At 71.6% G+C, this 13,056-nt stretch carries 15 protein-coding genes and 1 pseudogene; 12 read left to right on the forward strand and 4 right to left on the reverse strand.

Features of this window, described 5'->3' with window-relative positions; genetic code table 11:
* Positions 1 to 41 precede the first annotated feature (41 nt).
* Entirely contained in the window at positions 42 to 1,919 is a 1,878-nt protein-coding gene (locus tag JWR86_RS07105) for a glycosyltransferase family 2 protein (protein ID WP_299562806.1), read from the forward strand.
* On the opposite strand, the gene JWR86_RS07110 is transcribed toward JWR86_RS07105, so the two are convergent.
* Both JWR86_RS07110 and JWR86_RS07115 read right to left on the reverse strand, forming a co-directional pair.
* On the reverse strand, positions 1,920 to 2,513 hold the full coding sequence (locus JWR86_RS07110) for an SCO family protein (protein WP_299562809.1): 594 nt from the start codon (positions 2,511 to 2,513) through the stop codon (positions 1,920 to 1,922).
* Between the two features lie 40 nt (positions 2,514 to 2,553).
* On the reverse strand, positions 2,554 to 2,739 hold the full coding sequence (locus JWR86_RS07115) for a hypothetical protein (protein WP_299562813.1): 186 nt from the start codon (positions 2,737 to 2,739) through the stop codon (positions 2,554 to 2,556).
* 242 nt (positions 2,740 to 2,981) lie between these two features.
* Between JWR86_RS07115 and rplU the strand changes: the two genes are divergently transcribed.
* The 6 genes from rplU to proB all read left to right on the forward strand — a co-directional run bounded on the left by rplU (position 2,982) and on the right by proB (position 7,463).
* Positions 2,982 to 3,386 carry a 50S ribosomal protein L21 gene (gene rplU, locus JWR86_RS07120; RefSeq protein ID WP_299562816.1) on the forward strand — a complete coding sequence of 135 codons (405 nt, stop codon included), beginning with the start codon at positions 2,982 to 2,984 and terminating at the stop codon, positions 3,384 to 3,386.
* Between the two features lie 27 nt (positions 3,387 to 3,413).
* The gene (rpmA, locus tag JWR86_RS07125) at positions 3,414 to 3,701 is read left to right on the forward strand and encodes a 50S ribosomal protein L27 (RefSeq protein WP_299562819.1); all 288 of its coding nucleotides are present in this window, start codon (positions 3,414 to 3,416) and stop codon (positions 3,699 to 3,701) included.
* 178 nt (positions 3,702 to 3,879) lie between these two features.
* On the forward strand, positions 3,880 to 4,503 hold the full coding sequence (locus tag JWR86_RS07130) for a GNAT family N-acetyltransferase (RefSeq protein ID WP_299562822.1): 624 nt from the start codon (positions 3,880 to 3,882) through the stop codon (positions 4,501 to 4,503).
* 44 nt (positions 4,504 to 4,547) lie between these two features.
* Positions 4,548 to 5,588, forward strand: a complete 1,041-nt coding sequence (gene obgE / locus JWR86_RS07135; protein ID WP_299562825.1) for a GTPase ObgE — start codon at positions 4,548 to 4,550, stop codon at positions 5,586 to 5,588.
* 125 nt (positions 5,589 to 5,713) lie between these two features.
* Entirely contained in the window at positions 5,714 to 6,214 is a 501-nt protein-coding gene (locus JWR86_RS07140) for a DUF1440 domain-containing protein (protein ID WP_299562828.1), read from the forward strand.
* Between the two features lie 130 nt (positions 6,215 to 6,344).
* Positions 6,345 to 7,463, forward strand: coding sequence for a glutamate 5-kinase (proB, locus tag JWR86_RS07145; protein ID WP_299562831.1), 1,119 nt, complete (start codon positions 6,345 to 6,347; stop codon positions 7,461 to 7,463).
* Positions 7,464 to 7,503: 40 nt separating this feature from the next.
* On the opposite strand, the gene JWR86_RS07150 is transcribed toward proB, so the two are convergent.
* Both JWR86_RS07150 and JWR86_RS07155 read right to left on the reverse strand, forming a co-directional pair.
* A complete protein-coding gene (locus tag JWR86_RS07150; protein WP_299562834.1) occupies positions 7,504 to 7,944 on the reverse strand; it encodes a BLUF domain-containing protein in 441 nt (146 codons plus the stop codon).
* On the reverse strand, positions 7,941 to 9,614 hold the full coding sequence (locus JWR86_RS07155) for an EAL domain-containing protein (protein ID WP_299562837.1): 1,674 nt from the start codon (positions 9,612 to 9,614) through the stop codon (positions 7,941 to 7,943). The genes JWR86_RS07150 and JWR86_RS07155 overlap by 4 nt, the downstream gene beginning before the upstream one ends.
* 276 nt (positions 9,615 to 9,890) lie before the next feature.
* Here JWR86_RS07155 and JWR86_RS07160 point away from each other — a divergent pair, with 276 nt between their 5' ends.
* The 5 genes and pseudogenes from JWR86_RS07160 to JWR86_RS07180 form a co-directional block, all read left to right on the forward strand.
* Complete coding sequence (locus tag JWR86_RS07160; RefSeq protein WP_299562846.1) at positions 9,891 to 11,135, forward strand: glutamate-5-semialdehyde dehydrogenase; 1,245 nt, start codon at positions 9,891 to 9,893, stop codon at positions 11,133 to 11,135.
* Positions 11,132 to 11,758, forward strand: a complete 627-nt coding sequence (locus JWR86_RS07165; protein WP_299562840.1) for a nicotinate-nucleotide adenylyltransferase — start codon at positions 11,132 to 11,134, stop codon at positions 11,756 to 11,758. The genes JWR86_RS07160 and JWR86_RS07165 overlap by 4 nt, the downstream gene beginning before the upstream one ends.
* Positions 11,759 to 11,904: 146 nt before the next feature.
* Complete coding sequence (gene rsfS / locus JWR86_RS07170) at positions 11,905 to 12,234, forward strand: ribosome silencing factor (protein ID WP_299562849.1); 330 nt, start codon at positions 11,905 to 11,907, stop codon at positions 12,232 to 12,234.
* 6 nt (positions 12,235 to 12,240) lie between these two features.
* Positions 12,241 to 12,738 carry a 23S rRNA (pseudouridine(1915)-N(3))-methyltransferase RlmH gene (rlmH, locus tag JWR86_RS07175; protein WP_299562843.1) on the forward strand — a complete coding sequence of 166 codons (498 nt, stop codon included), beginning with the start codon at positions 12,241 to 12,243 and terminating at the stop codon, positions 12,736 to 12,738.
* Positions 12,735 to 13,056 (forward strand): annotated as a pseudogene (locus tag JWR86_RS07180) (hypothetical protein); the annotation flags it as partial. The gene rlmH and the pseudogene JWR86_RS07180, both read left to right, overlap by 4 nt.

Genomic DNA, 13,056 nt, shown 5'->3' on the forward strand with positions numbered 1-13,056 from the left:
CCTCGCGGTTGCTCTTGGCTCCTCAGGCGGGAGCGAGGGTCGTGACGACGGGCGCGTCCGGGGATCCAGACGGGGCGGACCGGGGCGCGCGCGCTGCCCCGCTGCCGCCCGAACTCGCCGTCCTGGTCGGTCACGGGCTCGACCGGACGGTGCTGCTCCGCGCCGCGGAGCTGTCCCGCCGCTGGCAGGTCAGCGGCGACGAGGCGCTGATCGCGAGCGGGCTCGCGCCGGCGGAGGCGGTGTACCGGGCCCTGGCTGAGGCCAAGGGCCTTCCCTTTCTGAGCGCCGTTCCGCCGCTCCACCCGCTGGCCCGCTTTCCGGAGGCCGTGCTCGGCGGCATCGCGCCGCTCGCCGCGACCGACCGCTGGAGCTTTGTCTACGCGCCGAGAGGCCCCGCCTTTGTCCGCTTCGCCGGGCTTCCGCCCGGTCGGCCGCCCGGCTTCGCCCTCTGCACGCCGGATGGCCTGCGGCTCGCCACCTTCGCCGCGCGCGGCGAGCACATCGCCCGGCAGGCCGCCGAGAGCCTGCCCCGCGAGCGGCCGGATGACAGCTTCTATGACGGGATCACCCTCGGGCAACTCGCCTGGACCGCCGTCGGCGCGCTGCTTCTCGCCTTCGTGGCGGTCGGGGTGGGCGGCTCGGTCCGGCATGGCGCGATGCTTCTGGTCGGTCTGCCCTTTCTGGGCCTCGCCACCATTAAGGTCGCGGCTGCGCTGGAGAGGGTGGCCCCGCCGGGCGCGGCGTCACCGCGCCTGCCGGATGCCGACCTGCCCGTCTACACCGTGCTGGTGCCGCTATTCCGCGAAAGCCGCGTGCTGCGGAAACTCGTGGCGGCGCTGAGCGCGCTCGACTACCCGGCGGCCAAGCTCGACGCCAAACTGCTGATCGAGGAGGGGGACGGTGAAACCGCGGCCGCCCTCGCGCGCCTCCCTCTGCCGGGCTTCGTGGAGGTGGTGACGGTCCCGCCGGGGCAGCCCCGCACCAAGCCCCGCGCCCTCAATGTCGGGCTGGCGCTCGCGCGGGGACATTACCTTGTCGTCTACGACGCCGAGGACGTGCCGGAGCCCGGCCAGTTGCGCGACGCCGTGGCGGCCTTCGCCCGGGCAGCCCCGGACGTCGCCTGTCTGCAGGCCCGGCTCGTCATCGACAATGCCGACGACAACCACCTGACCCGCTTCTTTGCAGTGGAATACGGAGGGTTGTTCGACGTCGTGAACCCGGCCCTGCCGAGATTCGACCTCCCCATGCCGCTCGGCGGCACCTCGAACCATCTCCGGACCGAGGTGGTTCGCGCGCTGGGCGGCTGGGATCCCTGGAACGTCACGGAGGATGCCGACCTGGCGGTCCGCCTGTCCATGGCCGGCCACCGCATCGAGGACCTTCCCTCGTCCACGCTGGAGGAGGCGCCGGCCACCTTGCGGGCCTGGCTGGCCCAGCGCACGCGGTGGATGAAGGGCTTCGCCCAGACCACGATCACGCACTCGCGGCGGCCCATCCGAAATCTGGGCCGGCTCGGGCCCGTGCGGCTGTTCGGCATCGCCGGGCTTGTGTTCGGGGCCGTTGCCTCGGCCGTGGTCTACCCGGCTTTCACGGCGATTCTCGTGCTGGACGTCCTGCGCGGGGATCTGCTGCCCGGGGAGGGCATCGTCGACCATGTCACGACGGGGCTCGCCGCCACGCTGGTTCTGGCCGGAACCCTGGCCATGATCCTGCCCGGACTGCTCGCGATCGGGCGGCGGAGGTGGGGCCTGCGCCTGGTGCCCTACGCGCTCCTGATGCCGGCCTATTACCTGCTGGTCAGCCTGGCGGCCTGGCGCTCCCTCTGGGAGCTAGCCCTCGCCCCCGACCGCTGGAACAAGACCGAGCACGGCCTCGCCCGAACGTCGCTCGTACTCCCGCCGGCCGCGAACGCGCCCTGATCAGAGCCGGGCCAGCAGCTCTTCGGCGGCCTTGGCCGCAGGACGCTCCACATTGAAGGAGCCGACGAAGCGGCCCTCGCGATCCATCAGGTAGACGAGGGAGGTGTGCTCCATCGTGTAGCCGCCTTCCTTGAGCTCCGCCTTCTTGGCGAAGGCCCGGTAGCTCTTCACCACGCGGTCGATCTCGGCCTGGCTGCCGGTGAGGGCGAGAATGCGGGGGTCGAAGCTCGACACGTAGCTCTTCATCACCTCGGGCGTGTCGCGCTCCGGGTCCACCGTGACGAACAGCGCCCGCAGCTTGTCGCCACGCGGGCCGGCGGCGCGCAGAATCTCGGAGATCTCGAACAGCTTGGTCGGGCAGATGTCCGGGCAATGCGTGAAGCCGAAGAAGACCAGGAATGGCGCCCCTTTCAGGTCGCGCTCGGTGACGGTGCGGCCGTCGCCGTCCTGCAGCGTGAACGGTCCGCCGACCGACGAGACGGCGGCCACTTTGGGGCTCGGAGCGAGGGTCACGTACGCGGCGGTGCCCAGCGCCACGAGACCGAGGAGAAAGGCCGCCAGGGGGGCGGCGAGGCGGCGCCGGCGAGGGCTCATGGTCGTGTCACTTGGTCAGACGTTGAGGGGCAGGCGCTTGTCAGAAGCACCAGGCGAGGCCGGCCGTCACCATGGCCACGAAAACCCCGCTGCCCTGCGTCCACCACAGCAGGCTTCCGGCCGCCACGAGGCACAGGGCCGCGGCTCCGACGAGGAGACGCGCCGCGCGCGCCGTTCCCGGGGGGGATCCCTCGCTGGCGAGCCCCGCTTCGGCGCGCTCGGTCATGTCAGCACCTCCCGTGCGGCCGAGATGTAAGACACGGGGCCGCGCGGTCCAAGCGGGCAGGGCCGACCCGCCCGCGTTGACAAGCCGGATCGCCCTCCCGTATGACCCGCCCCTCGCGTGGGCCGAAAGCCCGCGCGTTCGTCGTTTGGGCGCCAGCGCCCGAACACCCCGCAAAACTGCCAAGAAGCCGGACCGGTTCGGGCGAGAGCCCGGCGGAGTCGGGATCGAACACGGAGAGAACGATGTTCGCAGTGATCAGAACGGGCGGGAAGCAATTCCGCGTCGCCGCCGCTGATGTCATCACGGTGCCCAAGATCGAGGGCGAGGCCGGTTCCACCATCACGTTCGACGAGGTGCTCATGCTGACCCGTGAGGGCGGCACCGAGGTCGGCCTGCCGAGCGTCGCAGGAGCGGTCGTCACGGGCGAGCTCGTGGCGCATGGCCGCGGCCCTAAGGTCATCGCCTTCAAGAAGCGCCGCCGCAAGAACTCGCGCCGCAAGCGTGGCCACCGCCAGGATCACACCCTGGTCCGGATCGGCTCCATCGCGCTGAACGGCGAGACGCTGGCCGAAGCCCCGGCCGACACCCGCCGCAGCCGCGCCGCAGCGCCGGAATCCGGTCTGGCCGAATCGGCGGCCGGCGAGTAAGCAGCCTCAAGTTCAAGGACACGCGTCATGGCACACAAGAAAGCAGGCGGCTCCTCCCGCAACGGCCGCGATTCCGACGGCCGTCGTCTCGGCCTCAAGAAGTTCGGCGACGAGCGGGTCGTGTCCGGCAACATCATCGTTCGCCAGCGCGGCACCAAGTTCCACCCCGGCGTGAATGTCGGGATGGGCAAGGACCACACCCTGTTCGCCACGGCCGAAGGCCGAGTCCGCTTTCTCACCAAAGCGGGCCGAGCTTTCGTGTCGGTCGTACCGGCTGCCGACGCAGCCCTTGCCGCCCAACAGGCGGCCGAATAGCGGCGGAGTCCCTGACGAAGGAGCTTCCGCCGGTGTCCCAAGGAACCGGCGGACCAGAGCTCCTTCAGACCTGCCACGTCTGAAGCTCCGATCCGAAGGGGAGGTGGGACCGCCACCTCCCCTTCGTCGTTCCCGGATCCCGGCGTCTGCCGGAGATCCGTTCGGATCGGAGCAGAGCATGTTTCCCGACCTCACCCGCGACGACGTCTTCCGTCTGGAGACCCGGCGGCTGTGGCTGCGCTGGCCGCGCCAGGCCGATGCGCCGGCGATCCTGCGTCTGGCCGGCGAGACGGCCGTGGCCGAGATGACGGCGCGGATTCCCCATCCCTATCCGGCCGAGGCCGCCACCGCCTTCGTGCTCGCGAGCCGGCGCGCCAACGCCGAAGGCTCCGGCTTGACGCTCGCCATCACGCCCCGGGCCAAGCCCGGCACGCTGATCGGGGCCGTGGCTATCACGGAGCAGGATGGCCGAGCCGCCCTCGGCTACTGGCTCGGCTCGCCGCATTGGGGGGAGGGACTGGCCACCGAGGCGGTTCGGGCCCTGATCGACGCCTATTTCGCCTACACGTCCGGGGGCGAGCTCCATGCCAGTGCCCGGGTCATCAACGGGGCGTCCCGGCGGGTGATCGAGAAATGCGGCTTCGTGCCGACCGGCTCCCGCCTGCACCCCTTTCCGGCGCGCGGCGGCGTGTTCCCGGTGGACACGTTCAGGCTCGACCGGCGGACCTGGTCGAGCTTCAAGGCCTGGTCGAGCACGGGGTTCGTGCCGCAGGGCCGGCATGAGGAATCGCATGCCGTCTGACGGTCCGCCGTTGCCCCCCGGGGCTCGCGCGCCTAGCTAGGCGCATGCAATTCCTTGACGAAGCCAAGATCTTCATCGCGTCGGGCGCCGGCGGCAACGGCTGCGTGGCGTTCCGACGCGAGAAGTTCATCGAGTTTGGGGGCCCCAACGGGGGCGATGGTGGCCAGGGCGGTGACGTCTGGGCGGAGGGCGTCGACGGGCTGAACACGCTGGTCGACTACCGCTACAAGCAGCATTTCAAGGCTGGGCGCGGCCAGCACGGCATGGGTCAGAATCGGGCCGGACATGCGGGCGACGACGCCGTGCTGAAGGTCCCGGCCGGGACCGAGATTCGGGACGAGGACGGCGAGACCGTGATCGCCGAGATCCTCCATGTCGGCCAGCGCGTGCGGCTCCTGAAGGGCGGCAACGGTGGCTTCGGCAACGCGCATTTCAAATCCTCGACCAACCAGGCGCCGCGCCGGGCGAATCCTGGACAGGAGTCGCAGGAGCGCTGGATCCGGCTGCGCCTGAAGCTGATTGCCGATGCGGGGCTGGTCGGGCTGCCCAATGCCGGCAAATCCACGTTCCTGGCCACCGTCACGGCTGCCCGGCCCAAGATCGCCGACTACCCCTTCACGACGCTCCATCCGGGTCTCGGTGTGGTGAGGTCGGATGCGCGCGAATTCGTGCTGGCCGACATCCCGGGCCTGATCGAAGGCGCGCATGAGGGCGCCGGGCTGGGGGACCGCTTCCTGGGCCACGTGGAGCGCTGCCGCGTGCTGCTGCACCTCGTGGACGGCACGTCCGAGGATGTGGGCCAGGCCTACCGGGTCATCCGGGGCGAGCTCGATGCCTATGGGCACGGCCTGCCGGACAAGCCGGAGGTGGTGGCGCTGAGCAAGGCGGACGCGCTCGATCCGGTGCTGCGCCAGGAGCGGGTGGCCCAGCTCGCCGAGGCGAGCGGCCGCGAACCGCTGGTTCTGTCGTCCGCCTCGGGCGAGGGCGTGGCGGACGCGCTCCGGCTCCTGTTCGAGCGCATCTCCGCCGCCCGGATCGCCGCGCGGGCGCCCTCGTCCTCGGATGAGCCGGCCTGGCAGCCCTGAGCCGTCGGCCGCGGGCAGCCCTGAGGCGGCCGTCGCGATAGGGTCGCGATAGGCGGTCGCGGGCCGGCGGGCGAACCGCCGGCGTCGGCCGGCGTTCTCCTGCGCCGATCGCGACGGAGCTGGCCATGACAATTCGTCCGGAAGATCTCGCCAAGGGTGTGCTGGCCGGAGCCGTGGCCGGCGTCGTGGCGTCGGTCACCATGGACCTGTTTCAGCGCGGCTACGCGGCCATGTCGTCGGGCGGCAGCGGGCGGGAGGGCGGTCCGGAGCAGGACGAGCCCTCCACCGTGAAGGTGGCGAACAGGATCGCCATGGCGACGGCGGGTCACCGGGTGCCGGACGCCTACGGGGCCTATGCCGGGGAGGCGGTCCATCTCGGCACGGGCGCCGCCCTCGGCGCCCTGTACGGGGCGGCAGCCGAGGCTGAGCCCCGCCTCGCGGCGGGCGGCGGCGCGCTCTACGGCGGCACCATCTGGGCGGTCCTGGACCAGGGGGTGGTTCCCGGCCTGCGGCTCGGGCCGCCGCCGCGCGACCAGGGGGCGGCCGATTACGCATACAGCCTCGCCTCGCATGTGGTGTTCGGCGTGGCCCTGGAGGCCACCCGGCGGCTGTTGCGGCGCCTCTAGGGGCGCCACACGCGCCTGGACCTGGCGGCCGGGCCCTGCTAGCCGCATGGCGGACGTGCCGGCTTGCCGCAGACAGAGCTGAAGGTCTGGGGCGAGGAGGCCGTCGCGCCTCCCACCGGCCGATGATCCCGTGACACCCTCCCTGATCGAGTTCCGCCGCGTCGTCCTCAAGGTCGGGTCGGCGCTTCTGGTGGACCGCGCCCGCTCGCGGCTGAACCATGCCTGGTTGGCGGCCCTGGCCGAGGACGTGGCCGAGCTGCACGGCCGCGGCGTCGAGGTGCTGGTCGTGTCCTCCGGCGCGGTGGCGCTCGGCCGCACCGTGCTGGGCTTCGGGCCCGGCGCCTTGCGGCTGGAGGAGAGCCAAGCCGCGGCCGCGGTGGGCCAGATCGCCCTGGCCCGCATCTGGTCCGAGGTCCTGGCCCATCAGGGCATCACGGCCGGCCAGATCCTGGTCACGCTGGCCGATACCGAGGAGCGCCGGCGTTACCTCAATGCGCGAGCAACCCTCAGCAAGCTGCTCGAGATGCGGGCGGTGCCGGTCGTGAACGAGAACGACACGGTGGCCACGACCGAGATCCGCTACGGCGACAACGACCGGCTGGCGGCTCGCGTGGCGACCATGATCGAAGCCGACCTCCTGGTCTTGTTCTCGGATGTGGACGGGCTCTACACCGCGCCGCCCGCGACCGATCCGGCAGCTCGCCATGTGCCCGTCGTGGAGCGGATCACGCCGGAGATCGACAGCATGGCCGGCGGCGCCGCGTCGGCCCTGTCGCGCGGCGGCATGCGGACCAAGGTCGAGGCCGCCAAGATCGCGACGGCCGGCGGCACCCACATGCTGATCGCCGACGGCCGGCCCAAGAACCCGCTTCGCCGCGTGGCGGACGGGGCGCGCTGCACCTGGTTCCTGACGCAGTCCTCGCCCTCCACCGCGCGCAAGACCTGGATCGGCGGGGCGCTGGAGCCGCGCGGAACGCTGGTGCTGGACGAGGGGGCGGCGCGGGCCCTGCGCGGCGGCGCGAGCCTCTTGCCGGTCGGGGTGACCTCGGTGTCGGGTGCCTTCAGTCGCGGCGACGCCGTGCTGCTGCGCGACGCCGCCGGGGCGATTCTCGGGCGCGGGCTCGTGGCCTATGACGCCGAGGACGCGGCCCGGGTGATCGGCCGCTCCAGCCGCGAGATCGAGGGCATCCTCGGCAATGGCGGCCGGGCGGAGATGATCCACCGCGACGACCTCGTCCTGGCCGGCTGATCGGCCTGGACGAGGCGGCGCCGGTTGCCCGGCCGGCCGATCAGTCCGCGTTCTCTTCGTCCAGGGCGAGGCCGTGCAGGATCTCGAACAAGGCCTCTCCGGTCAGCCGTGACGGGTCGAACCCGCTCTCCGGGCCGAGCGAGCCATAGCGGGCGGCGTCCTCGACGGAGGCTCCGACAAAGCCCATCGACCAGTTCTCGAAGGAGCGCGCCTCCGCCGGCCCGAAGGCGAGCAGCGACACGTCGCCATGGCGCTCGTCCTGCTGGATGCGCTCGAACACTTCTTCGACGGCCTCTCGGGGCCCTTCCAGAACCTGGGCAAAGCAGCCCGAATTGAACATCAGCGCGCCTGTGACGCCGGCCTTGGCGTTGTTCGCCCGGCTCTTGGCCAAGATGCCGTTGATGGCGGCTTCCAACGCGCCCGGCTCCCCTGCCACCTTGTTGCGGCTGTAATAAACCAGCCGGTGCAGATCATTGCTCATTCAGTCGCTCCTGTTGAGGAAAGGGGCCTGCTCGGTGCGAGCAAGGCCGTCGCGGCCTCGGGCGATAGCGGACAGCCCGTCAGATAGCCCTGTACGCCGTCGCAGCCTTCGGCCCGGATGCAGGCGAGCTCGGCTTCCGTCTCCACTCCTTCGGCCATGGTCTCCATGCCGAGCCCCGCCGCGAGGGTGACGATGGCCCGCACGATGGGGAGGCGGTGCGAATTGCGGTCGATGCCGCGCACGAAGGACTTGTCGACCTTGATGCGGTCGAACGGGAATTTCTGCAGGTAGCTCAGGGAGGAGTAGCCCGTCCCGAAATCGTCCATGGCGATGCGGACGCCCATCTGCCGCAAGGTCGCAAGCGTCCGTGTCACCGCGTCGCTGCCCTCCAGCAGCGCGCCCTCGGTGACCTCGAGTTCAAGCCGCGCCGCCGGCAGCCCGGAACGGGCCAGGGCGGAGGCCACGGTCTCGACCAGCCGACCGGTCCGGAACTGGGCCGGAGACACGTTGACGGAGACCGCCACCGAATCGGGCCAGGCGGCGGCCTGCTTGCAGGCCGTTCGCAGCACCCATTCGCCGATCGGCAGGATGACGCCGATCTCCTCCGCAAGCGGGATGAACTCGGAGGGCGGGACGACCCGGCCGTCCGGCGTTTCCCACCGGATCAGCGCTTCGAAACCCGAGATGGCGTTCGAGGCGAGGTGGATCTGCGGCTGGTAGACCAGTCGCAGCTGCTTGAGGGCCAGGGCCCGCCGCAGCTCGATCTCCATGAGGCGGCGCGCCTGGATGCGGTCGTTCATGCCGTGTTCGAAGAACCGGTAGGCGCCGCGCCCGTCAGCCTTGGCCCGAAACAGCGCCAGATCCGCATGGCGCAGCAGGGTGTCGGGCTCGTATCCGTCCTGCGGCGCGATCGCCACGCCGACGCTGGCCCCGACATTCAGGGTGTGCCCCTCCAGCGCATAGGTGCGGCCGATCAGGTCCACGAGTCGGGCCGCCAGGGCTTGTGCCGACGCCGGCTGCTCCGACCCGGATTGCAGCACGGCGAACTCATCCCCGCCGAGCCGGGCCGCGAGGTCGTCCGGATGCAGCGCACCGGTCAGCCGCCCGGCGACTTTCCGCAGCAACGCGTCGCCGACCGGGTGGCCGAGCGTGTCGTTGATGGCCTTGAACCGGTCGAGGTCGAGATAGAGCACCGCCACCGGCTTGCCGCTCTGTCTGGCGTCGGCCAGCCGCTCGCTGAGCCGTTCCCTGAAGATCTTCCGGTTGGCGAGCCCGGTCAGGGCGTCGTGATTGGCGAGTTCGGCATTGCGGACATGCTCGGTGACGTCGTCGAGGCTCAAGACGTAGCCGCCGTTGGAGAGGCGGCGGCTGGTGCAGTCGAGCAGCCGCTCGTCGACGAGCCGGAGCCGGCATGTCCCCTCGGCGTCCTGCCCGGACACGTGGTCGGCAAACATCTCCTCGCCGCCGCGGGCACCGCAGCTCGCCAGCAGCACGGGCATGGTGCAGCCGTGGGGATCGACGGGCTCGAACAGCTCCTCGGCGCTCCGGTTGACGTATTCGACCTCCCGCTCCTCGTTGAGGATGATCACCGCCGTGGCCATCTCCGGCAGCGCCGTGCTGCGCGGCGGGAAGCCGCGGCGTGGGTAGCTGTCTGGGGCGGAGTGGGGCATGGGGCCTAGTCTGAACGGGCCTCCCTCCTAAGGGCCCGCGTTCAAACGAACGGTGAATCCGGGCGCGGCAAGCGCAAGGGAACGGGGGGACCGGACAGCACGGCACGGGCGAGGCGACCCGGCGCGGCCGTGGCATCACCGGCACCCCGCATGCTAGAGAGCCGCTCCGTCCCGGCCGAGCCTCTGAGAGGGGTCATGAACGTCCCGCTGCCGATCCGACCTGCCGAGGCTGGAGGCACGAGCGCCCCGGCGCCGTCCGGGTCCGTGGCCGAGACGATGCACGGGATCGGCCAACGGGCCCGCGCGGCGGCCCGCCGTCTCGGCCTCGCCGGCGCGGCCGAGAAGCGTCGGGCGCTGCTGGAGGTCGCGGGCGCGATCGCGGCCGGCCGCGATGTCATCTTGGCCGCCAACGCGCTGGACCTCGCGGAGGCCCGCGCGGCGGGCCGCCCGGCCTCCTTCCTGGATCGCCTTCTGCTGGACCCCGGCCGCATCGAGGCGATCGCCCGTTCCGTGCGGGACATCGCGGCCCTGCCGGATCCGGTCGGCCGGATTTTGGCCCGCTTCGAGCGGCCGAACGGGCTCGTCATCGAGCGCGTCGCGACCCCGCTCGGCGTGGTCGGTGTGATTTTCGAGAGCCGGCCCAACGTCACGGCCGATGCCGCTGCGCTCTGCGTCATGGCCGGCAACGCGGCGATCCTGCGGGCCGGATCCGAAACCTTTCGGACGGCTGGCGCCCTCGCCGACGCGGTGCGGCTCGGGCTGGGCCGCGCCGGCCTGCCGGCCGATGCCGTCCAACTCGTCCCGACGCGGGACCGCGCGGCCGTCGGCGCCATGCTGGCCGGGCTCGACGGCGCGATCGACGTCATCGTGCCCCGGGGCGGCCGCAGCCTGGTGGAACGGGTCCAGGCCGAGGCCCGGGTGCCGGTCTTCGCGCATCTCGAGGGGCTCTGCCACGTCTTCGTCCATGCCGCCGCCGAGCCCGAGATGGCGCGCGAGATTGTCGTCAACGCCAAGATGCGCCGCACCGGGATCTGCGGCGCCGCCGAGACGCTTCTCGTGGACCGGGCCGGGGCCGAGACGCATCTCGCGCCGCTCCTCGGCGCGCTGATCGCCGCCGGCTGCGAAGTGCGGGGCGACGCGGTCGCGCGGGCCGCCGACCCGCGCGTGCTCGCGGCCAGCGAGGAGGATTGGCGCACCGAGTATCTGGATGCCGTGATCGCCGTCCGGGTGGTGGACGGCCTCGACGCTGCGCTCGACCACATCGCGCGCTACGGCTCCCACCACACGGACGCGATCGTGACCGGCGACGCGGCCATCGCGGAGCGCTTCCTGCGCGAGGTCGATTCGGCCATCGTGCTGCACAACGCCTCCACGCAATTCGCCGATGGCGGCGAGTTCGGCTTCGGCGGCGAGATCGGCATCGCGACCGGCCGCATGCATGCCCGCGGTCCGGTCGGCGTGGAGCAGCTGACCTCGTTCAATTACCGGGTGAGGGGGGCCGGCCAGATCCGGCCGGCATGACCTTGCGGCCAAGCCGGAGGCTGCCGCCGCACGCCCCCGGCATGCGGATCGGCCTCTACGGAGGCAGCTTCGACCCGCCGCATGCTGGCCATCGCCACGTCGCCCTGACCGCCCTGCGCCGGCTGCGGCTGGACCGGGTCTGGTGGACGGTTACGCTCGGCAACCCCCTCAAGGACCAGAGCCGGCTGGCGGCCCGCAGCGAGCGCCTCGCCGCCACGCGCCGCATCGCCCGCCACCCCCGCATGGTGGTCACCGACATCGATGCGGCGCTCGGCGCGGTCTACACCGTGGACACGCTGCGTTTCGTGCTGCGCCGCTGTCCGGGGGTGCGATTCTGCTGGATCATGGGCGCCGACAGCCTGGCCGGGTTCCACCGTTGGCGGAGCTGGCGGGAGATCGCCACCCGGGTGCCGCTGGCCGTGGTCGACCGGCCCGGCTGGACGGTGCGGGGACCCCGCGCCAAGGCCGCGGTCGCGCTCGGGCCCTCACGCGTGCCGGAGGTGCGCGCCCGCACTCTTCCCGGCCGCAAGCCTCCCGCCTGGGTGCTTCTGCATGGCCCTCGCTCGACCCTCTCCTCCACAGCCTTGCGAGAGAAAGCCCGCGCCCCCATGCGACGGCTTTGAAAAACGGGGTCGCGCGACTATCTTACCCTAGCGGCAACGTTGCGCCGCCGGAGATCGCCCAGCTGACCGAACACCTCTCGCCGGCCACGGCCTTTCACGCGCCTCCTCCTCCGGCCGGAGCCGAGGTTCCGCCCCAGCCGGACGTCCTGGCCCTCGCCCGCGCCTCTCTCGACGACATGAAGGCCGAGGAGATCGTCGAAATCGACCTCGTGGGCCGAACCTCGATCGCCGATGCCATGATCATCGCGTCGGGCCGCTCGCAGCGTCATGTCGGGTCCATCGCAGACCGCCTCGTGCAATCGCTCAAGGACAACGGCCATGGCCGCGTCCGCGTCGAGGGCCTGCCGGCCTGCGATTGGGTGCTGATCGACGCGGGGCATGTCATCGTCCACGTGTTTCGACCCGAGGTGAGGAGCTTCTACAACCTCGAGAAGATGTGGGGCGCCGACCGCCCGCTGGACGGCGTGGCCGTCTGATCCGTCTTGCGCGTCCGGATCCTCGCGATCGGTCGGCTGAAGAGCGGACCTGAACGGGATCTGGTCGAGCGGTATCGAACTCGCTGCCTCGCGCTCGGCCGTGGCCTCGGCTTCGCCGGGCCTGACCTCGTGGAGATCCCGGAGGGCCGGGCTCGTCGCGACGTGGAGCGCCGGGCCGACGAGGCCCTGCGCCTGCGCGAGCGGGCCGGCGGGGCGCAACTGCTGCTGCTCGACGAGGCCGCCCCGGCCATGACCAGTGAAGCGTTTGCCGGCCGCTTGGCCGAGCTGCGCGATGCCGGGCAGCCGGATCTCGCGCTGGTGATCGGCGGACCGGACGGATTCGATCCGGATTTCAAACGGCAGGGGGCGTGGTCCGTCTCCTTTGGCCGCTTCACGCTGCCCCACCAGCTCGTCCGGGTGCTCGCCACCGAGCAGCTTTACCGGGCGTTCACCATCATCGCCGGTCATCCCTATCATCGGGCTGGCGACGAGGGCGGGGCATGAGAGGTCTGCGGAGGTGCGGTCTGGCGGCAGCTCTGCTGCTGGCGTGCGTCGGGTCGGCCTCGGCCCAGACCGAATTTGACAAGCCGGCCGCGTCCGACCCGGCCTCCGCCGCGGTCACAGCGGACAGGGCGCGGCGGGAAGAGACGCTGCGCAGCCTCGAGCAGCGAGCGCGGCAGAGCGTCGAATCGCGCCAGCGGCTCGAAAGCGAGATCGCCACCTTGCGGTCCGACCGGCCGAAACTCTCGGCCGCGCTGCTGGACGCGGCGGGGCGGGCCCGAGCCGCCGAGGAGCGCGCGCGGGCGGCCGAGGCCCGCCTCG

It is taken from the genome of Enterovirga sp. (genome assembly GCF_028290205.1).
Lineage (GTDB): Bacteria > Pseudomonadota > Alphaproteobacteria > Rhizobiales > Beijerinckiaceae > Enterovirga.